The sequence below is a fragment of the Enterovibrio sp. QJM3NY_24 genome (assembly GCF_057786035.1).
Genome location: NZ_CM173519.1, coordinates 2107947 through 2126610, shown reverse-complemented (window position 1 = coordinate 2126610; position 18664 = coordinate 2107947). Strand labels below are relative to the sequence as shown.

General features: G+C 46.4%; 18 protein-coding genes. 10 read left to right on the top strand and 8 right to left on the bottom strand.

Translation table 11 applies throughout. The features are described 5' to 3' along the window. Window positions 1-66: 66 nt before the first annotated feature. The 4 genes from AC3CIC_RS09305 (at window position 67) to AC3CIC_RS09290 (ending at window position 6432) form a co-directional block, all read left to right on the top strand. Window positions 67-2367, top strand: a complete 2301-nt coding sequence (locus AC3CIC_RS09305; protein ID WP_488514420.1) for a penicillin acylase family protein — start codon at window positions 67-69, stop codon at window positions 2365-2367. A 451-nt stretch (window positions 2368-2818) separates the two neighbouring features. Then, complete coding sequence (locus AC3CIC_RS09300; RefSeq protein WP_488514419.1) at window positions 2819-4345, top strand: DUF1800 domain-containing protein; 1527 nt, start codon at window positions 2819-2821, stop codon at window positions 4343-4345. Then, entirely contained in the window at window positions 4342-5664 is a 1323-nt protein-coding gene (locus AC3CIC_RS09295) for a DUF1501 domain-containing protein (RefSeq protein WP_488514418.1), read from the top strand. Before AC3CIC_RS09300 ends, AC3CIC_RS09295 begins: the two co-directional genes overlap by 4 nt. 195 nt (window positions 5665-5859) lie before the next feature. Then, window positions 5860-6432 carry a class I SAM-dependent DNA methyltransferase gene (locus tag AC3CIC_RS09290; protein WP_488514417.1) on the top strand — a complete coding sequence of 191 codons (573 nt, stop codon included), beginning with the start codon at window positions 5860-5862 and terminating at the stop codon, window positions 6430-6432. A 60-nt stretch (window positions 6433-6492) separates the two neighbouring features. Here AC3CIC_RS09290 and punC read toward each other — a convergent pair whose 3' ends face one another. Beyond that, window positions 6493-7833: a purine nucleoside transporter PunC gene (gene punC / locus AC3CIC_RS09285; RefSeq protein WP_488514416.1), complete on the bottom strand. Its 1341-nt coding sequence runs from the start codon at window positions 7831-7833 to the stop codon at window positions 6493-6495. Between the two features lie 37 nt (window positions 7834-7870). Here punC and punR point away from each other — a divergent pair, with 37 nt between their 5' ends. Continuing rightward, complete coding sequence (punR, locus tag AC3CIC_RS09280; RefSeq protein WP_017004048.1) at window positions 7871-8773, top strand: DNA-binding transcriptional activator PunR; 903 nt, start codon at window positions 7871-7873, stop codon at window positions 8771-8773. A 208-nt stretch (window positions 8774-8981) separates the two neighbouring features. Here punR and AC3CIC_RS09275 read toward each other — a convergent pair whose 3' ends face one another. Beyond that, window positions 8982-10316, bottom strand: a complete 1335-nt coding sequence (locus tag AC3CIC_RS09275; protein ID WP_488514415.1) for an aminotransferase class I/II-fold pyridoxal phosphate-dependent enzyme — start codon at window positions 10314-10316, stop codon at window positions 8982-8984. A gap of 113 nt (window positions 10317-10429) precedes the next feature. Between AC3CIC_RS09275 and AC3CIC_RS09270 the strand changes: the two genes are divergently transcribed. Together AC3CIC_RS09270 and AC3CIC_RS09265 are read left to right on the top strand one after the other, a co-directional pair. Further along, window positions 10430-11332 carry a LysR family transcriptional regulator gene (locus tag AC3CIC_RS09270; RefSeq protein ID WP_488514414.1) on the top strand — a complete coding sequence of 301 codons (903 nt, stop codon included), beginning with the start codon at window positions 10430-10432 and terminating at the stop codon, window positions 11330-11332. 100 nt (window positions 11333-11432) lie between these two features. After that, a complete protein-coding gene (locus tag AC3CIC_RS09265; RefSeq protein ID WP_488514413.1) occupies window positions 11433-12011 on the top strand; it encodes a hypothetical protein in 579 nt (192 codons plus the stop codon). 104 nt (window positions 12012-12115) lie between these two features. Here AC3CIC_RS09265 and AC3CIC_RS09260 read toward each other — a convergent pair whose 3' ends face one another. Next, entirely contained in the window at window positions 12116-13093 is a 978-nt protein-coding gene (locus tag AC3CIC_RS09260) for an MBL fold metallo-hydrolase (RefSeq protein WP_488515896.1), read from the bottom strand. A 146-nt stretch (window positions 13094-13239) separates the two neighbouring features. Here AC3CIC_RS09260 and AC3CIC_RS09255 point away from each other — a divergent pair, with 146 nt between their 5' ends. Both AC3CIC_RS09255 and AC3CIC_RS09250 read left to right on the top strand, forming a co-directional pair. Beyond that, entirely contained in the window at window positions 13240-13578 is a 339-nt protein-coding gene (locus AC3CIC_RS09255; protein ID WP_488514412.1) for a LysR family transcriptional regulator, read from the top strand. A 4-nt stretch (window positions 13579-13582) separates the two neighbouring features. Beyond that, on the top strand, window positions 13583-14155 hold the full coding sequence (locus AC3CIC_RS09250; RefSeq protein ID WP_488514411.1) for a substrate binding domain-containing protein: 573 nt from the start codon (window positions 13583-13585) through the stop codon (window positions 14153-14155). 47 nt (window positions 14156-14202) lie between these two features. Here the strand turns inward: AC3CIC_RS09250 and AC3CIC_RS09245 are convergent, their stop codons facing one another. Both AC3CIC_RS09245 and AC3CIC_RS09240 read right to left on the bottom strand, forming a co-directional pair. Beyond that, window positions 14203-14505 carry a type II toxin-antitoxin system RelE/ParE family toxin gene (locus AC3CIC_RS09245; RefSeq protein WP_488514410.1) on the bottom strand — a complete coding sequence of 101 codons (303 nt, stop codon included), beginning with the start codon at window positions 14503-14505 and terminating at the stop codon, window positions 14203-14205. Next, complete coding sequence (locus AC3CIC_RS09240) at window positions 14502-14783, bottom strand: type II toxin-antitoxin system Phd/YefM family antitoxin (protein WP_488514409.1); 282 nt, start codon at window positions 14781-14783, stop codon at window positions 14502-14504. The genes AC3CIC_RS09245 and AC3CIC_RS09240 overlap by 4 nt, the downstream gene beginning before the upstream one ends. A gap of 266 nt (window positions 14784-15049) precedes the next feature. Between AC3CIC_RS09240 and AC3CIC_RS09235 the strand changes: the two genes are divergently transcribed. Continuing rightward, window positions 15050-16339: a DEAD/DEAH box helicase gene (locus tag AC3CIC_RS09235; RefSeq protein ID WP_488514408.1), complete on the top strand. Its 1290-nt coding sequence runs from the start codon at window positions 15050-15052 to the stop codon at window positions 16337-16339. Window positions 16340-16438: 99 nt separating this feature from the next. Here the strand turns inward: AC3CIC_RS09235 and AC3CIC_RS09230 are convergent, their stop codons facing one another. From AC3CIC_RS09230 to bufA2, 3 genes are read right to left on the bottom strand one after another with little or no spacing between them, the layout of a single operon-like run. Next, a complete protein-coding gene (locus AC3CIC_RS09230) occupies window positions 16439-17230 on the bottom strand; it encodes an HvfC/BufC family peptide modification chaperone (protein WP_488514407.1) in 792 nt (263 codons plus the stop codon). Further along, window positions 17227-18054 (bottom strand): MNIO family bufferin maturase, encoded by an 828-nt coding sequence (gene bufB, locus AC3CIC_RS09225; RefSeq protein ID WP_488514406.1) that lies wholly within the window; start codon window positions 18052-18054, stop codon window positions 17227-17229. Before bufB ends, AC3CIC_RS09230 begins: the two co-directional genes overlap by 4 nt. A 17-nt stretch (window positions 18055-18071) precedes the next feature. After that, window positions 18072-18359 carry a BufA2 family periplasmic bufferin-type metallophore gene (gene bufA2, locus AC3CIC_RS09220; protein WP_016959580.1) on the bottom strand — a complete coding sequence of 96 codons (288 nt, stop codon included), beginning with the start codon at window positions 18357-18359 and terminating at the stop codon, window positions 18072-18074. Between the last annotated feature and the right edge of the window lie 305 nt (window positions 18360-18664).

The following is an 18664-nucleotide window of genomic DNA, read 5'->3' as shown; positions in this document are numbered from 1 at the left end:
CCGTGTATTGGCGAACACTTCCGAGACGTTGCATAGATGAAAACGTAAAACAGCCAGGGAAGGGGCATGTTTAAAGTAATTAGATTTCTGTTTATTGCTGCGATTCTAATAGCGCTGCTTGCCACTGCTATCGTTTATGGCGGTCTCGCATTGAGCCTGCCTGCGCTGTCAGGGGTCTCCACTGCCACAACAATATCCGACACGGCTTATCTGCAGCGTGATGAACTTGGTACAGCGATCATCATTGCCGATAATCGTACCGATGCTTCTTACGCATTAGGCTATGCGCACGGACAAGATCGTTTCTTTCAAATGGACTTACTGCGACGGAATGCTGCCGGGGAGTTATCTGAGCTATTTGGCGATGCGGCATTGTCTCTTGATGAAAGTACGCGATTTCACCAATTCAGAAAACGCAGTCGCGAGATAGTGGCTATGTTGCCTGCGGCGCAAAAGCAGCAGCTTAATGCCTATGCCGAAGGCGTGAATGATGCCCTTGCACAAGCAACTTTCCCATCGTTTGAGTATGTGGTGACGCAAGCGGAGCGAAAGCCTTGGCTTCCTGAGGACTCGTTACTTGCGATATTTAGTATGTATCTTGACCTGCAAGGCCGAAGCCTGAATAGAGACCTCACTATGGGTGCGCTCGAAGATAGCTTTGGTGAAGACATGGTTGGCTTTGTGACTCAGCCTAGCCAGTATCAAGCGGCACTGGATGGCAGCCGTTTTCCTCTCAAAAAAGTACGGATACCTTCCCTTTCTGCTGAAATTGTTACCGCAGCCATGTCGCGAGACATCGATGATTCAGCGGTTGTTGGCAGTAACAACTGGGCGGTAGGGGGCGCATTAACCCGTGATGGTCGCGCAATGCTATCGGATGATATGCATCTTGGTATTCAAGTTCCTATCATTTGGTATCGTGCTCAACTTAACTATAAAGAAGACGGTGATGACCGCCAGATCACGGGTGTCACCTTGCCGGGTGCGCCGGCGGTGGTGGTAGGCTCAAACGGCCATATTGCCTGGGGTTTTACGAATGGCTATATAGATACCGCGGATTGGTACAGGTTAGCTGACGATGACAAAACGGCCTTGGTGTCAGAAAGTATTCCCACGCAAAAAGGGGAGCATAAATACCTGCTCGAAATAAGCGAATTTGGGCCTGTGAAAATTGTTAATGGGGAAAAATTCGCACTCTCTTGGGTAGCACATCAAGACTATGCTGTGAATTTGAACCTATTGAATTTAGAAACTGCTCAAACAGTTGAATCTGCTTTTGAAGTTAGCAAGGAAACAGGCATTCCGGTTCAGAACATGGTTGTTGCCGACAAAGATGGCAACATCGGATGGCAAGCAACAGGCGCAATTCCTGACAGACGAAAACCCGCTCAAATACCTCTTCCTTCGACTCGATATGACAAAGCGTGGGGTCAACAAGCGCACGATGTGCCCTTTACCATCAACCCAAAACGTTCGATGGTATGGACAGGGAACAGTAGGGTCGTGAGCACCAAGCAAGATGCCCGTTTTGGTAATGGTGGCTATGCATTGGGCGCGAGAAGCGTACAAATAAAACAGCGATTGTTCGAAAAAGACGTATTTGATCCGGAGGACTTCTATCGAATCCAGCTAGACAATGAAGCCTTCTTCTTGGATCGATGGCACCGTGTATTGCTCACTAATTTACAGCGAGAACCAGAGCGCTTTAAAGACGATATTACCGCGTTGGAAAACTGGCAGCGCTGCGCATGTGCTGATTCTGTCGGTTATACGTTAGTGAGAAAGTACCGCGATACTTTAATGGATATCTTGTTCGCTCCAATAGAAACACAACTTGCCGAAGATGGACTCAGCGTGGGCTTGCTGGAAAGGCAATTAGAGCCAGCGCTATGGCAATTGGTCGATGAAAAACCAGCAAGTTGGTTACCCGCTGGACACGCAGATTGGAATCGTTTCCTCACTGCAGCGTATGTGACGATGCGTGATGATTTGATGGTAGATACAACAGGGCATGTTGATGGCTCACTGCAGGCTCTGCGCTGGGGGAGTATCAACACACTCAATGTTCAGCACCCGTTTAGTCGCCAAATTCCCATATTGAGCAAGCTGCTAGATATGCCTAAAGCTGAAGCGTTTGGCGATCGATATATGCCAGCAGTTCAAGGGAAGGCATCTGGTGCCTCACAGCGTTTAATTGTCCAACCCGGAGACGAGGTGAATGGTATTCTGACCCTACCTGGTGGGCAAAGTGGTCATCCGCTTTCTCCTTTTTACCGTTCAGGGTTCGATGCGTATATCGAGCAAGCCTCAACGCCATTGCTGCCTGCTCAGCCGCACTATCAAATCGTTTTCAGTCCCAGTTCGTAAGTTTTCACTTCCATAAGCCGTATATCCGATAGACCTCAAGACGAGAATTTGAAACAGTCGCTACATTTTTCTTTTAACGCTTCCCTGAAGATAAAAGTCCGTTAGCGCGTAAAATATTCTTCTTGAAGACTAAGTGTTTAATGGTTTTACAGTACTGGTGATTATTTATTGTCTATTTATTCATAAAGATACACGAAAATTTTACATATTTTGTCTTCTTTGTGGGGTGGAAATTATTTCGATCATAAGTTGCTGTAAACAATCAATAAACGCACTGATCCATTAGTAAGACTGTCATTATTCCTTAGAGTAATGACCAATAATTTAGTCATAACAGTATTTAAGAGTCTAAAGTATGAATATTCTTGTTTGCGATTCGGGTGATTCAAAAATGATACTTAGTAAAAATACTAAGCATCATGAATGCCCAACCAAATTTAGGGTATTTGATATGCAATTTGATTCTTTTCAGCATGCCTCACGTTGGCTGGACCTGGCGACATTTGGTCCGAAGCGCAGCGAAGCACATGCGATGATAGATAAGCGCGCTAAAGCATGGTTTGACGAACAAGTCAGCCTTCCTGTCACTTCCCATTTGTCACAATGTGAAAAACAGTTCAACGCACAAGGCTATGGAAAGATGCCATCGCGCTCTACCCGTATTCGCGCTTGGTTAGATATCGCGTTTTACGCCGATGATCAGCTAAGGCAGCGGGTTGCTTATGCCTTGACTCAAATCTTTGTCGCATCAGATCAAGATGCGACATTGATTAACCACACTCCCGCAGTCGCTAACTACAACGATTTACTTTGCGAGCATGCGTTTGGCAATTATCGCGATTTGCTCAAGGCTGTCTCTTTGTCTCCCGTTATGGGTCACTACCTAACCATGGTAGGCAACCAAATGGGCGATCCAGAAACAGGTCGTCGTCCTGATGAAAACTATGCCAGAGAAATCCTACAACTTTTCTCCGTAGGCCTTTATCAGCGCGCTTCCGATGGAAGCCTGATTTTGGATGCCAATGGTTCGCCAAAGCCTTGCTATCACGAAAAAGATATTCAAGAGTTAGCCCGTGTGTTCACAGGCTGGAGCCATACTGATTCGCATCTGATGACACCGATGGCAGCGAATGAAAGCGATCATGACCGTGGTGAAAAACACATTTTAGGTCATCACTTTGCCAAAAATGTTCCCGCTGATCAGGAAATGGATCAAGTGATGGAGCTGTTGCTTCACCACCCTTCGACCGCCCCAAATATCTGCAAAAATTTGATTCAAAAGCTGGTTAGCTCTAACCCATCATCAGATTATGTCCGTCGTGTTTCTGAGGTATTTGACGATAATGGCGAGGGTGAAACAGGCGATTTGAAAGCCGTCGTATGGGCAATTTTGACTGATGATGAGGTTTACACAGCACCGCCACAGTCAATGAGTAAGGTCAGAGAGCCTTGGCTGTCGCTGGTGTACGTTTATCGTGCACTGGATGTGCTACCTGGCGGCGGAAGTGCATTAGTAGAATCGGATCTGATTTATCTGAAAACCTGTAATCAGTATCCGCTAGGCTCGCCATCGGTATTTAATTTTTATTTACCGGACTATGCCCCTAAAGGTGTGGTAGCTGATAACAATTTGGTCGCGCCAGAGTTACAAATCGTTGATTGGTCACATGTTATCTACGTGCATAATTTCATTTATGGCATTTTAAGACTGAATCTTCAGGACATTAATAAGCCATTAAAAAAACAGCTTTATATTGATGTTGAAAGCTTGAAAGTACTTATTCAAAACAAAGACATTGAAGGGTTTACACAAGAGGTTTCAGAGCGGTTCTTCAATGGAAGCATGCCCGAACCACTTAAGCACGTGTTAAGAGAGCACTATAACGGGATCGATATTCATCCGGGCAAATGGGTGCAACGCCTGTTATTTATTGCTTTGGCTTCCCCGTATTTTCACGTTCAGGAGAATCGCGCATGAAATTAACACGACGCCACTTTATTCAATCAATCGGGGCAGTGAGCGCGACAGTATCTGCGCCCATGAGTTTTAGTGCTATTGCTGAAGACGCAGAAGATTATAAAGCGTTGGTATGTGTGTTTTTAAATGGGGGGAATGACTTTTTCCATCAGGTGCTTCCGATGGATAGTACTAACTACAACAAATACGCCTCATCTCGAAAGGGTATCGCAGTTTCTCGGCAAAGTTTGTTACCTATCAATATCCGAGATAAAAACGATGTCGAGTTTGGTCTACACAAATCTTTAAAGCCGCTGATGCCGATATTCCAAAAGGGAAAGGTGAGCCTGGCGATGAATGTAGGGCCATTGCTAGAGCCCACCCAAAAAGAAGACATTGTTAGCGGGAAAGCAGAATTGCCACCGTATTTGTTTGCGCACAATAAACAGCAAGAAGTGTGGCAGCACAGTTGGCAGGGTGATCGTTACAGTGGGCAAGGTTGGCTAGGAATGTCAATGGATGTCCTGATGCGAGATATGTCTGGTATTCCAAACAGCTTTTATACTGGGCCAAATACGCTGCTCGATAGCTTTCATTCTGACAAAATGTTTGTGAATAAAAATGGCTTTGAAGAGCTTCAAGCGTTGACCAGTGATGTTATCCGCACGAGTTATGAAACCATGGCAACTCAACACTATGATTCACCGTTAGTGGCTGGGTATGCAGATATGGTTAAACAGGCCGTTGACGCCCAGCAGCAAATGGAACCGATAATCGCGTCAATTCCGCAAGATAAACGCATTCCAGCGTCAAATCTGGGAAGCCAACTTCGCGCCATTAAACAGATGATCGATGCAGCGCAAATGCTGGGACATAACCGTCAGGTGTTTTACGTCTCTATTGGTGGATTCGATACCCATGATAATCAAGTACGTCGTCAAGACGAACTGATGAAGGAGTTTTCTGAGGCCATTGCAGGCTTCTATACGGCGCTAGATGCAGAAGGGCTGACCGACAACGTTATGACCTTCACAATGTCAGAGTTTGGCCGCAGCATGCACGACAATGCGCGTAAAGGTTCTGATCATGGGTGGGGTGGCGGTCAGTTTATCTTTGGCGGAAACACTGCAGGTAAGCAGTGTTTCGGTACATATCCTGACTTCACCCGAAACGGTCAAGACGACAATGGCGATGGACGACTTATTCCATCCATTAGCCATGAGCAATACGCCGCACATATGGTTAAGTGGCTGGGGCTAAATAACAGTGCACTGAACACTGTTTTCCCCACATTGACAAAGTTCGGCGGGCCAATGCGAGCTGACTCCGTGGCGTCGTAACGTCTATCGTAAACAAAAAGCCAGAGCCAAGTGCTCTGGCTTTTTTGTCGATGTATTTGTACTTATAGGGACATAAAGGGGGGTGAGATTGGACAAAACGCTCAGTAAAGCACTAAGTAAATACACGTTTATAGCGATAAGACTCGAATTGCCTTAGTATTTTCAGCTTATTCACAAAGCATTAGGGAAAATGAAATGAGCGAAAGCTGGGATGATATGGCTGAAGGATGGGATGACAACCAAGCGGTCATCGCCTATTCGGAAAATGCTGTCCGCTCATTAACTGACGTTGTGAAGATTAAAGGACTCACCATTCTGGATTTTGGTTGCGGGACGGGGTTATTGACCGAAAAATTATCTCCAGATGCAGCATTCATTACTGCTATAGATCCCGCTTCAAAGATGATCGGTGTATTAGATGCGAAAGCGCTACCAAACGTGAACACGGTGGCAGGTGTAGTTGATGAAGCGCTCGTTCGTGAGTGTCGACAGGCGGGTAAGCGTTTTGATTTGATCGTAGCGTCGTCGTCATTGGCCTTTGTGCCTGATTATCCCGAAACCATCGCGCTGCTGGCGATGCTGTTGGCAGACAAAGGTTTGTTGGTGCAATGGGATTGGGAAAAGAGTGAAAGTTCGGGCGCAGGCTTTATGCCTACTGAGATTGAAGAAGCCTACACTCATGCAGGTTTAAACCTTGTTTCTACTTCTCACCCATTCAGCATGGGCGACATGCGCGTATTGATGGCAGTGGGACAACGCATCGATTAAACGAAGAAACCGCCTCAAAGGCGGTTTCTGATTTGAATAGGCAAGGTTGCTAGACAACAATTACGCCGCTTGTGCGTTGTCCTCGAATGGCACACGGTTGCCATTCCAGCTTAATACCAGGCCAAGACCTACACTTGCAGCAGCACCCATCATTACGGCGGATACGGTAAGCAAACCGCTCACTGCCAACGCAGACACAATGCCACTTGCCACGAAGCAGATCATGGTTTGCAGGAAGTTCAACAAACCTGCTGCCGTTGCGCTGCAATGTTTGAACTCTTCTAGCGCTTTGTTCACCACGATAGGGTAGATAGCGCCGTTTGCCGCTGCCAAGAAGCAGAACGGGATCAGGACAGGCCAAATGTTAGTCACGTCTGTCTGCCAAGAAATCGCGAAGATAACGGCAACACTGGCGATAAATAGACCCACAAACCAAGGCAGAAGTACTGATCCGTCGAATTTATTCAGTAGCGCACGACAGCTGTAACCACCGACAATAAACGCGATAGTTTGTGGCACATAGCTCATGCCGATGTCAGCACCGCTGTAACCCATCTCAGTCATTACAAACGGAGAGCCTGTCAGCCATGCAAAGAATGCGGCTGAACAGCCTGCAAATACCAGCATGTTACCGATAAACTTGCGTGAGCTAATAATGTGTTTGTAATCGCTAACCAGCTTCGCAACAATTTTCTCATCGCTGTTGATCACGGGCGCACTTTCTTGTTGGCGTAGTGTAGCCATAACCAACAAAGCACCTAAGCCGACCAGAACAATAAAGATACTGCGCCAGCCGAACTGAGCTTCAAGGCCTGCACCTAGTAGAGGCGCAAGTGCCGGAGACAAAGCAACCAACGGCATGATGGTAGCAAATACACGTTGTGATGTTTTGCTATCGTAGCGGTCAATCACCACGGCTTGCCAAATCACAGACGCACTGCACGCCCCCAGAGCTTGCACAAAACGGGCAGCAAGGAAAACTTCAATGCTGTTAGCCATAAAGCAGGCAATGGTTGCCACACTAAACAGCGCCATACCGCCAACGAGCACTTTAATTCGACCAATACGGTCAGACATTGGGCCATAAACAATCTGTCCAAGCGCCATACCCAGTAGGAATACGGTCAGCGACAGGCCAATCATAGATTGTGATGTACCCATCTCAAGGCGGATGTTTTCAAAAGCGGGCAGGTACATGTCGGTCGCGAGGAAGCCGAGCATGCTCAGCGCTGCGAACCAAATCATAGTTGTCATTGGAACAGAATTTTTCATTTCACTTGTCCGTTCATTATTCTCGGATTTACTTGGTTGTGGAGTGTAGCGGTAGCGAAAAGCGCTGTGAAACGCTAAAATTTCGCCATTGCTTTCAAAATATTTGATGTGAAGCGTCGAGTGGCACATTTGATAATTAACAGTGGCGGGCTCAAAGGCAGAATTTATGTTTTCTTATCAAGATCTTCAGGTAGTGGACGCGGTTGCAAGGCGAGGGAGTTTCTCTGCGGCAGCTGAAGAAATGCACAAGGTGCCAAGCGCAGTGAGCTATACCATTCGACAAATGGAAGACAAACTTGCTGTGAATTTATTTGAGCGATTGCACCGTGCAGTGCGTTTAACGCCAGCAGGCGAGTTTTTCGTTGTTGAAGCGCGTGACTTGATGAAGCGTATGGACGAGATCCGAGATCAAACTCAACGTGTCGCTAATGGCTGGACGCGAAGCGTTTCCTTGGCGTTGGATAACGTGGTGCGTGAAGATCGCGTGGATTCATTGGTGCGTGATTTTTATGATGCGTTCCCTGACGTGGAATTGTTGCTTACCATGGAAGTGTTTAACGGCGTGTGGGATGCATTGGCCTACGACAGAGCAGATATCGCCATCGGCGCAACGGCTGCGGTGCCGGTTAGCGGAAACCTCAGTTATCGCGATATGGGGATCCTGACTTGGCGATTTGTGGTATCCAAAGACCACCCTTTAGCCAAAGAAAGCGAACCGTTACGAAATGAACAGCTTCTTGGCTATCCGGCCATTTGTCTTGAAGACACTTCTCGAATTTTACCCAAACGCGCCACTTGGCTGCTGGATAACCAACGTCGTTTAACCGTACCCAATTGGCATAGTGCGATTCAATGTTTCCGGTCAGGTTTAGGTATCGGCGCCATGCCGTCACATATGGCTGAGTTATATTTGAAAACAGGGGAGTTAGTTGAAAAAACACTGGTTGAGCCGCCAGCAAGAAGCCCGTGCTGCATTGCATGGAGAACAGATAAAGAAAACCCTGCTGTGAATTGGATCTTGGACTATTTGGGTGACGCTGAAAAAGCGCATAGAGAGTGGTTGGAGTGAGTTGGAATAACTTGAAATAGCGGCCAAGCATTAGTCTTCGAACTTTGTTGTACTTATAACGTAAATTAAGATTGCTCGTTAGTAGACTAATGCTTGGTGTCGCTTGCTTATTATCTAGCCATAGATAATCGAATTGACGTTGCTTTTGGTTGCTCGTTTTTCGCTTTTAACGTTGATATGGTTACATAATTGCTCGAGTAATAAGATGTTAATTCAACACATAAGCGAGCTCACTATATGTTTCTCGAAGCGCTGATACATCGTTTGCAATGTCTTCATTAGGGCGTCTTTCAAACAAGCAATCGGCAATCAGTTTAGCGACTGCTGGCATGTCATTGACGGTGAATCCAGCTCTCACGATTTCGGGAGTACCAAAACGCAGACCATTCATATCACCATCAACAGCGTCGATTGGAAGGCCAATGCCACAGGTTAGGATGTTTGCCTTTCTCAGTTTTTTCGCCATGGTTTGTCCGCCACCAAAGGGGGCTGAAATGATGGCAAACTGATGTGAAAGGGAAGGTGTCAGCCCATTTGGTGTGTCAACTTGAAACACAGGTAAACCTTCCGCTTGGCAGGCTTTTGCTAGTGCTTGGTTGGTGTCGATCATGGCTTCAGAATAAGTTTCGCCGTAGCTTTTCCAATCCAACAATGACACTGCCAGAGCCGCAGATTTCGCGGCATCAAAATTGGCCGTTAGCCCCGGAAACGCAATCGCATCAATTTTCTCCATCAGTTCTGTATCATTGGAAACGATTAAACCACCGGGTGGCCCACCAAGGCTTTTGTAGGTGCTCATTGTCATCACATGCGCGCCTTCATTGAGTGGATTAGGCCAGCTTTTTCCCGCAATGATCCCGCACTGGTGCGCTGCATCAAACAACACATAAGCGCCCACTTCATCCGCAATCGCACGAATTTCCGTGATGGGGTGTGGTAGCAAGTTTAAGCTTCCACCAATGGTGATGAGCTTGGGTTTAAGCACATGAGTTTGTTCTCGCAGCGCATCCAGATCTACCGTGTAATGCGAAGCATCTGCCGTCATTTCCACAATATTTAAGCCGTACAATCCCGCCGCTCCAGCATTGTGATGCGTAACATGGCCGCCAATTGATGCGGGTGGCACTAACACGGTATCGCCCGCTTTGCAGGTGGCCATAAAAGCGTATAAGTTCGACATTGCACCCGAAGCGACACGGATTTCAGCATATTTGGCGTCAAAAACGTCGCAGGCAAGCTGCGCGGCAATCAGCTCAATTTGCTCAATGGCTTCTAGCCCCATCTCGTACTTGTCACCGGGATAGCCAAGAGAAGGGCGAGAGCCAATGCCAGAGGCCAATAGCGCTTCCGCTTTCGGGTTCATAATATTGGTGGCAGGATTGAGGTTAATGCACTGTTTTTCATGAATGGTGCGGCTTTCTTCTACCAGTCCATAGATAGAAGAGACCAGCGACTGGGCGTTGTTGAGATCAAACCGGTGAAGTGATTGATCAGCAAATTGATTCAAGGTGTCGTTTACCCAAGGTTTTGCGTGAAATGGCATACTGCTGCTCCCCTGTCATGTTTTTTTGATACTTCTATCAAAACGCGACAGCAGAGTTATCTCAAATGGATTATTTTTTGTGTAAGGCAAAAATAAATTTGGGCATAAGTACAATGCGATCTCAACGTTATCCGCAATTACCGCCGCTTGATGCGCTCGTGGCGTTTGAATCTGCCGCCGAGCATGAAAGCTTTGCCAGAGCGGGTGAAGAGCTCTTTCTCACAGCGTCAGCCGTTGCGTATCAAGTCAAAAAATTGGAATGCACCATCGGAGTGCAACTCTTCGCGAGGCACGGAAAAGGTGTGACCTTGACCGCCAAAGGCCAAGAATTTTTACTTCTTGTTAAAACATCACTTTCGTCGTTAGAAAGCGATGTGGATTGGATTAAGCACGCTCGATTAGCCCCAGTAAAGTTGATCACGCAACATGCTATTGCACAGCTTTGGCTGCAAAAAAGGCTGGGTGTTTATCAGCATAATTTTCCAGATAACGAGCTCGAAATTACGGCTGTTTCTACGGTTTCGGGCAACCCCCAAGACACGGATATTGCCATTGGCTATTTTCAGCATGATCCAGGTAAAAACTGGCAATGCTTGTGGAAAGAGACGCTGATCCCTGTGGCATCAAAAGCCTATAAAGCGAAGACGCCAGTTCTTTATCAAGATATGAATTGGCATGATGATTGGCGATTCTGGCAAGACGAGAAAGTCATTGCCAAAGGGGGAGCGAAAATGCGCCGTTCAAGTCTGTATGGTTTGATCTTACAGTCGGTACTAGACGGACATGGCGCAATGGTTGGACGTGTTTCATTGATTAAAAAACAGCTGAATAATGGCGAGTTAAGACCTTGGCCAAGTGAGAATATTCAAGCCGTTGAGAGTGGCGGTTACTACCTCTATCAATCCCCTTCGTGTAAAGACCATGTGGTTGCGATGCATTTTTGCCATTGGTTGACAAAGTTGTGCTCCGAAGAAATGCGTTACCCACCAATATGTCTTATCGCCAAGAAACAGTAGACGGAACTCATCATGTCACGATCCAAAACGCGATGGTCACAGTAGTGATTGATGATGTGTTTAAATTTTCTTATTGAGCTTACGCTTTGGACAGGTACGCATGGCAAATTTAATAAGACGACGGGTATTGAAAGCATGGGTCGCCAGTGCTTTGTTGTCTTGCGTTCCGCTGAATTTAATGGCGCGAGAAAAACGAGCGGCAGGAGAAAAGCCTGAAATGAACATGGAACCACTGATCTCGGCACTGCAAGCCACGAACAAACCCGTCTGTATGAAAGCTGCCGATGCTCTTTCGACTCAGAATCAGGAAGGAACAAGCTATGACCTGCATCTGCGCAGCGCAGATCTGAACCTTGAAGATGTCACGGCGATCGTCAAAGCTATCCACGCCATTGACGAAAGCGGCAATGCCAAGCTTCGATCATTGAGCATGAGTTATAACGGTAACATTGGCGATGAAGGGATGACCATCCTAGCTAAGTACTTACCGCGCAGCGTACAAGAAATTGGTTTGGTGAGATGCAATATTGGAGACAAAGGCGCACAAGCGTTGATTTCATGGATGGCAGATGCCAACGCACTTGGCATGCTGTGTGTGGAAGAGAATGCGTTTTCTTCAGAGATGAAAACTCAGATAAAACAAGAAGGGAAAGGGCGTCGAATGATGCTTGTGGTTTAGAGCACGCCCATCGTTTTCCCTTTGAAATTGAAAAATCAGCCACTCACTCGCTAACGTGCGGTTACGAATAAATGGCCGATATTATTCAGTAGAGAAGCGTGTCTTTAATTAGTCGCAGTCAAACCTTTGTAAGCTGCCGGCACATTCAGGCTTGGGTGAACCCAGCCGTAAAGAGCGTAGCCGCTAAACTCAGGCATCTGAACTTTGGCAACGGTTTCTTCCAGTGTTAAACCTTCATCAATCGCTGCTTGAACCTGATCTTTAATGGTTTGAAGATAATCGACATGCCATTGAATATCGGCACGCTTCATTGGCGAACCATGACCCGGTACAACCGTTGCGTCTTCCTGCAGGAATGTCATGACTTTTTTCAGAGAATCTAGCGTTTCCAGCAAGTGACCATCAAGCAACCATGGTAGGGAAGGCTGCACGGTAATAATCGGGTTACCTGACCATAGCGTTTTTGATTGAGGTTCCCAAACAAACAGATCGCCGCCTGTTTGTGCAAAGCCGAAATCGATAATTTCGACTTTCTTACCGCCTAAATCGATCTCGATGTTGCCGCCATTACCCACAAGAATGTCAGCTTTGGTCGGAACCACTTCTTCAATGCCACGACCTTTGCCGAAGTTATGCATCATGAACTGAGTGTCGTGCTCAAAATGCGTTTGGATGTAATTCTGCGCAACTTCATGTTGAATGATGCGCGTCTCTTTCGGCAAATACATATTCCCGTACGAGTGGTCGCCATGGAAACTGGTATTCACCGCATAAATAATGGGCTTACCCGCTTCTTTCTTTACCATTCCCTGAACTTGTTTGTTCAAGCGCTCATTGAGCATGGTGTCGATAATCAGCACGCCTTTTTCACCCACGATAAACCCACCGCTGGTGGCAACAGGCAAACCTTGTACTTCGAGTTCTTTGGCGTCAGAAGGGTAATAAGCGTAAACGCCGTTATCCAGTTTCTCTGCGATAAGTTGGATTTTGTTTGCGTCCCAAACAGGTTCGTTTGCGGTGACGGCAAAGCTTGAGAGCGAGGTTGTCACGGCAATGGATACCGCAATCATTGTTTTTTTCATCATGTGATCCTATCTCGTTAACTGCTTCCTTGAAATTCACATTCAGTCTATGAATGCTAGGATAGACAATAAACTCTACTTTGAGTGAATTAGTGTTCTCTAATGGAGAACAATCAAAACAACGATTATTAAAACGGCGGGGCAGGATGGATAAGTTCACGAACATGGAAACTTTCGTGCGGGTCGTTGATGCTGGCAGCATCAGTGGCGCTGCTGAGCGTATGAATCTTGCAAAGTCTGCGGTCAGTCGTCGCCTAAAAGAGTTGGAAAATCATCTCAATGCGCAGCTTTTCCATCGCACCACGCGAAGCATGAGACCGACCGAAACAGGTTTAGCTTTTTATGAACATTGCCTGCGAATTCTTGAAGATATTCGCGAAGCGGAAGAAGCCACATCAGAAGCACATTGCGTGTTGAAAGGGCCATTGAAAGTCGCCATGCCATCCACCTTTGGAGTGTTGCACATGGGCGCGGCACATCAATGACTTTTTGAAACTACACCCGAGTGTTGAGTTTGAACTCGACTTCAATGACCGCCAAGTTTCCTTGATTGAAGACGGCTATGACCTTGCTATTCGCATTGCGGAGCTGCCAGATTCAACACTACTCGCACGACGCATCGCCAAAATCAAACATGTGCTGTGCGCCAGCCCAGACTATTTAAAGCAGCACGGCACACCGACGAACGTTTCAGATCTGTCCGATCACCACTGCCTAGTTTACAGCTTGAGTAAAGATGTCAGCCATTGGCATATTGAAATGCCAGAGGGAAAGTCGCAGAAAGTGAAGATCAATCCGGTATTGAAATCCAGTAGCGGCGAGTACTTAATAACGGCGGCAGAAAATGGGCTTGGCATTGCGCATCTGCCTACCTTTATTGCCCAAGAGAAAATCAACAATGGCTCGGTGGTCACAGTGTTGCCAGGTTGCGCGTTCAGAAATATCAACGCCTATGCGGTGTACCCACAGACTCGCCACTTATCGCGCCGTGTAAGAACGTTTATTGATTTTCTTGCTGAACGATTTGATGGTATTCCGTATTGGGATAAAGGCGAGTATTAGAATAGATTGGGAGGGAATTTTATCAATGAAGATTAGGCTCTTTACACTCATTTAACAGTGGGTTGAATATCATCTTCCCCTAAAATCTGACGACAATGCCTAATTGTTAAAATTCGAATTTCGTGGCTTAAGCTGTAAATGATACGGTAGTGCCCAAAAATGATTTCTCGGTAATTTGTATACGGGATTTCCGGAACGAAACGCCCCATTTCTGGCGTATTTCCCAGTAATTCTGTCTTGTTGAAAACGTCATTTACCCACTTTTCAGCCGCTGCTGGGTTATCCAGTGAAATGAACTCTGCGGCATCACCAAGTTTTTGGAGGGCTAATGGTGACCAAACGACGTTCATTTTTTGATACGTCCTAGCACTTGGGCTCGTGCATCCTCATTTGAAACGCCCAGACCTGAAGCAAGTTCAGCCTCTGCTGCGCGCATTTCTTCCAGTAACTCGATCTTCTCTTGCATCGCTTCATACTCCCCAACATCGAGAATAACCGCGACACCTTTACCTCGTTGAGTAATGACCAATGGACGGCGAGTCTCATTGATTTGTTTGATGTAAGAAGCAACACCAGCGCGAAACTCAGATAACGGCTGAATGTCCTTATCGAAATGAATACGACTCATACTGAACTCCAATTTGTACAAAACAACGTACAAACAATAGTTCAACTGACTGCAATGAACAAGGGGTGGATACTAAGTGATGACACTTTGTTTAAATAAATTTCTTCAAAACAAACAAAGTAACCCCCACTCTTACTGATAGAAGTTTGCCCCGCTTGGCTTTTGCTACCCCCACCTCAGACAAAGTTTGATCAATATCACTAACTGAGTAGGGGACAAATGCCGTAAAATGGCGGGCTATTTCTTAGCTTGAGCCGTTTCTATTCATGACTACAGTCACAACGCCTACCAACTTTGCAGAACTTGGCCTTATTTCACCTTTGTTAGCGCGACTAACGGAGCTGGAGTATCAGCAGCCGACGCCGATTCAAGCGCAAGCTATTCCAAGTGTGTTAGCGGGGCGTGACCTGATTGCAGGTGCGAATACCGGTTCGGGTAAAACCGCCACGTTTGCTTTGCCAATGTTACAGCAGCTTTTCGAACAACAAAGTGCTAGTCAGTCATCGAATAGCAAAGGAAACTTTGTGAGTGGGCTGATCTTGGTACCGACTCGCGAGCTGGCGAAGCAAGTTGCTGACAGCATCAAATCTTATGCAGTGCATTTTAATGGCGCGATTAAAACCGTGGCTGTTTTTGGTGGTGTGTCTGCGAATACCCAAATGCTCGCGTTGCGCGGTGGCACAGATATTTTGGTTGCGACGCCAGGTCGCCTGCTGGATTTGATTTCTAGCAATGCCATCAAGCTTGATAAGGTTCAAACCCTTGTGCTTGATGAAGCAGACCGCATGTTAAGCCTTGGCTTTACCGAGGAACTATCAGCATTGTTGGCGATGTTGCCGAAGAAAAAGCAGATCATGCTGTTTTCTGCGACGTTCCCAGAGCAAGTACAGACGTTAACGCAAGAGTTACTGAACGACCCTGTTGAAATTCAAGTGCAAAGTGCCGATACAAGTACCCTTGTTCAGCGCGCTTTCACCGTCAACAAAGGCGAAAAGACAGCAGTATTGGCGCATTTAATTCACGAGCATCAATGGCGACAAGCGCTGATTTTCGTCAATGCCAAGAAGGCTTGTGAACACTTGGCGGACAAACTTGCTAAGCGTGGTATTACCGCAGAAGTCTTCCATGGTGATAAAGGCCAAGGCGCACGTACTAACGTGCTTGAAGGGTTTAAATCTGGCGATATTGACGTGCTTATCGCGACGGATATTGCAGCTCGTGGCCTAGACATCGAAAAGCTGCCGGTTGTGATTAACTTTGATTTGCCACGAAGCCCATCAGATTACATGCACCGTATTGGTCGAAGTGGCCGTGCAGGAGAGGTGGGTCTGGCTCTATCGCTGATTGATCACGAAGATTATCATCACTTCAAAATCATCGAGAAGAAGAACAAAATTCGACTAGAACGTGAACAAGTTGAAGGTTTTGAAGTTGATGAGTCGCTGATTGAATCATTGGTAGAAGCAGAAAAACCGATGGCGAAACCAGAAGGCACAGGCAAGAAGAAGCGCAAGAATAAATCTTCTATTCCTGACGATGTTTGGTTGAGAAAATAGTCGAATAAAGCCAGGTAGCTACAAGTAGCGACCTGAGAAAAACAAAGCCATCCGAGCCACTCGGATGGCTTTTTTGTTTGGAGTGCTCTGCTTATTGATTTAGTCGGTTGTTGGCTCGAGGAAAGAAGGAATCGCCAGTATTTCATCGTTGATCCAGCGAAGAAGCATGTGTCCAAACTGCGTTGAGACATCCTCATCTGGGAAGTTTTCCATCAATTTCGCACCAATGTCATTTAACGTCTCACCAGCGCGCACATAACCAATGGCCTCAGACTCGATGGGTGAGAGGCTTCTAAAGTGCGGTGAATGGCCTTTTCGCCAAATCAAAACATCAACAGGCTGTTGCAACGGTTCAACCGTCGGCGGTGTCCCGTCTTGATCGATGGCATGCCAGATATCGAGTGTATTGAATTGGTGTGTAATGATGCTAAGTGTCGGCACAGCGTGCAGACTTCCCGTTACTGGATCGCCACTAGCAACTTGCTGCAAGTGTTCAAGTGTCATGACCGTGCTGTCTGCACCGTCAAAGGCTCTCCGCAATATCCAATCCAAGGTGGCCAGTTCAGCCACGTCCAAATCATCGGCGAGTTGCTCTGCTAAATATGGCGGAAACCCTTCGCCGTACAACCCAATGTTGTTGTAGACAGAGGTATGGCTTTGCACATAACTGGCAGCGAGTTGATTGAACCAATCATCACCCAGATAAGTGACGGTATGCCCGAATGTGTCTCTCAGTACGTCTATCAACCTTACTCGGTAGGCGTTGTGATAAATCGCCAAGCGATCTTTAGAGGGTAAACGCTGTGCCGCTTGGTTTACCCAACTTGCATCTGCGCAGTCATCATCCAATACGATGCGCTGAAAACTGTTTTGAATGGTTAACAGACTCATGCCACACCTTTTTCATTCAGTACGTTGTTAGCAATGGAACGGGCGGTATCTAACTCTTCAAGCAGCTCTGTCAGCGGCGGAATATTATCATCACGTTCGACCATGGTTGGCGTATCACCAAAGCGTTTTAGGGCTTGTTCGTAAAGTGTCCATACGCCATGACAAACAGGATGGTCGTGGGTATCAATCAAGTGATCGCCATTATCCAGATGACCCGCCAAATGGAACTGCTGAACACTGCCTACAGGAATACCATTAAGGAAATCGGTTGAAGAGAAGCCGTGATTGAACGCACTGACATAGATGTTATTAATGTCGAGTAACAGCTTGCAGCCGGTGGTTTGGCTTATCGCCGAAAGGAATTCCCATTCTGTCATTTCAGACGCGGTAAATTCGACGTAGCTGGACACATTTTCCAAAACGAGCGGGCGTTGTAAAACGTCCTGAGCTTGATGAATGTTACGAACGACGACATCTAATGCTTCTTGCGTGAAGGGCAGTGGCATCAAATCATGAAGCTTTCGACCATGAACGCCACTCCAACATAGGTGATCAGACACCCACATAGGTTCAATGCGTTGTTCAAGGGCTTTAAGTTTGTTGAGGTATTCTTTATCCAGACCATTCACTGAACCAATGGACATGGACACGCCGTGCATTACCATGGGGTAATTGGCACGAATGCGGTCGAGCATGGCCAACGGCTTACCGCCGTTGACCATGTAGTTGTCAGAAATGACTTCAAGCCAATCGACCGGTTGAGGTGCAGTCAGAAAATCGTTGTAATGCTGAGTGCGTAGTCCCAGACCGAAGCTTGATGTCATATTACTTCTCCAACCGATTACTTAATATCAGAGATTGTGCCACCAGCATCTAGGCATTCTTTTGCTTTCATGCCTTTGAAGCCGTGTCCGCCACACTGGTTTTGTCCCTTACACGCGTGCTCTGCCGTCTTACAATCAGAGTTACCTTTGCAAGAATGAATGCCATAGCAGTGAACTTTGTCGCCCGCGCCAATTGCAGCGCCCATGCTACCCACTGGTGCTTCCGCGGCAAATGCTGCGCTGGTGCTCATTGCTAGTGCCAAAGCTACAGAAGCAAATGTGGCGCTTTTTTCAATCTTATCCATGTATATTTCTCCAATATATTTGTATGAATCGGTAGGCAATAGTGTGTTTTAAAATGAATTAAATAGGAGTACTGCCACCTATGTTTTACCGTATGCTGAATCTCTATAAATAGAATGATTAAGGCTATTTCGAGTTCCTGAAAAAAGACCCATGGTGCTTGGTTTTTATTTCAATTAATTGAAGGTAAAATGGCATTTAATTCTCAATGTATTGTTTTAAAATAAGAATTTTATCGTATTAATTTCAAATATTGCATTCTCAATGATGCTTAATTAAATCAAGACCTTTGGGTTTTTAAAGTGAG

What these genes read in the sequence shown, in the direction of transcription:
- AC3CIC_RS09305 (WP_488514420.1), top strand. Translation starts at nt 67, where the DNA reads ATGTTTAAAGTAATTAGATTTCTGTTTATTGCTGCGATTCTAATAGCG.
- AC3CIC_RS09300 (WP_488514419.1), top strand. Translation starts at nt 2,819, where the DNA reads ATGCAATTTGATTCTTTTCAGCATGCCTCACGTTGGCTGGACCTGGCG.
- AC3CIC_RS09295 (WP_488514418.1), top strand. Translation starts at nt 4,342, where the DNA reads ATGAAATTAACACGACGCCACTTTATTCAATCAATCGGGGCAGTGAGC.
- AC3CIC_RS09290 (WP_488514417.1), top strand. Translation starts at nt 5,860, where the DNA reads ATGAGCGAAAGCTGGGATGATATGGCTGAAGGATGGGATGACAACCAA.
- punC (WP_488514416.1), bottom strand. Translation starts at nt 7,833, where the DNA reads ATGTGCCACTCGACGCTTCACATCAAATATTTTGAAAGCAATGGCGAA.
- punR (WP_017004048.1), top strand. Translation starts at nt 7,871, where the DNA reads ATGTTTTCTTATCAAGATCTTCAGGTAGTGGACGCGGTTGCAAGGCGA.
- AC3CIC_RS09275 (WP_488514415.1), bottom strand. Translation starts at nt 10,316, where the DNA reads ATGCCATTTCACGCAAAACCTTGGGTAAACGACACCTTGAATCAATTT.
- AC3CIC_RS09270 (WP_488514414.1), top strand. Translation starts at nt 10,430, where the DNA reads ATGCGATCTCAACGTTATCCGCAATTACCGCCGCTTGATGCGCTCGTG.
- AC3CIC_RS09265 (WP_488514413.1), top strand. Translation starts at nt 11,433, where the DNA reads ATGGCAAATTTAATAAGACGACGGGTATTGAAAGCATGGGTCGCCAGT.
- AC3CIC_RS09260 (WP_488515896.1), bottom strand. Translation starts at nt 13,093, where the DNA reads ATGAAAAAAACAATGATTGCGGTATCCATTGCCGTGACAACCTCGCTC.
- AC3CIC_RS09255 (WP_488514412.1), top strand. Translation starts at nt 13,240, where the DNA reads ATGGATAAGTTCACGAACATGGAAACTTTCGTGCGGGTCGTTGATGCT.
- AC3CIC_RS09245 (WP_488514410.1), bottom strand. Translation starts at nt 14,505, where the DNA reads ATGAACGTCGTTTGGTCACCATTAGCCCTCCAAAAACTTGGTGATGCC.
- AC3CIC_RS09240 (WP_488514409.1), bottom strand. Translation starts at nt 14,783, where the DNA reads ATGAGTCGTATTCATTTCGATAAGGACATTCAGCCGTTATCTGAGTTT.
- AC3CIC_RS09235 (WP_488514408.1), top strand. Translation starts at nt 15,050, where the DNA reads ATGACTACAGTCACAACGCCTACCAACTTTGCAGAACTTGGCCTTATT.
- AC3CIC_RS09230 (WP_488514407.1), bottom strand. Translation starts at nt 17,230, where the DNA reads ATGAGTCTGTTAACCATTCAAAACAGTTTTCAGCGCATCGTATTGGAT.
- bufB (WP_488514406.1), bottom strand. Translation starts at nt 18,054, where the DNA reads ATGACATCAAGCTTCGGTCTGGGACTACGCACTCAGCATTACAACGAT.
- bufA2 (WP_016959580.1), bottom strand. Translation starts at nt 18,359, where the DNA reads ATGGATAAGATTGAAAAAAGCGCCACATTTGCTTCTGTAGCTTTGGCA.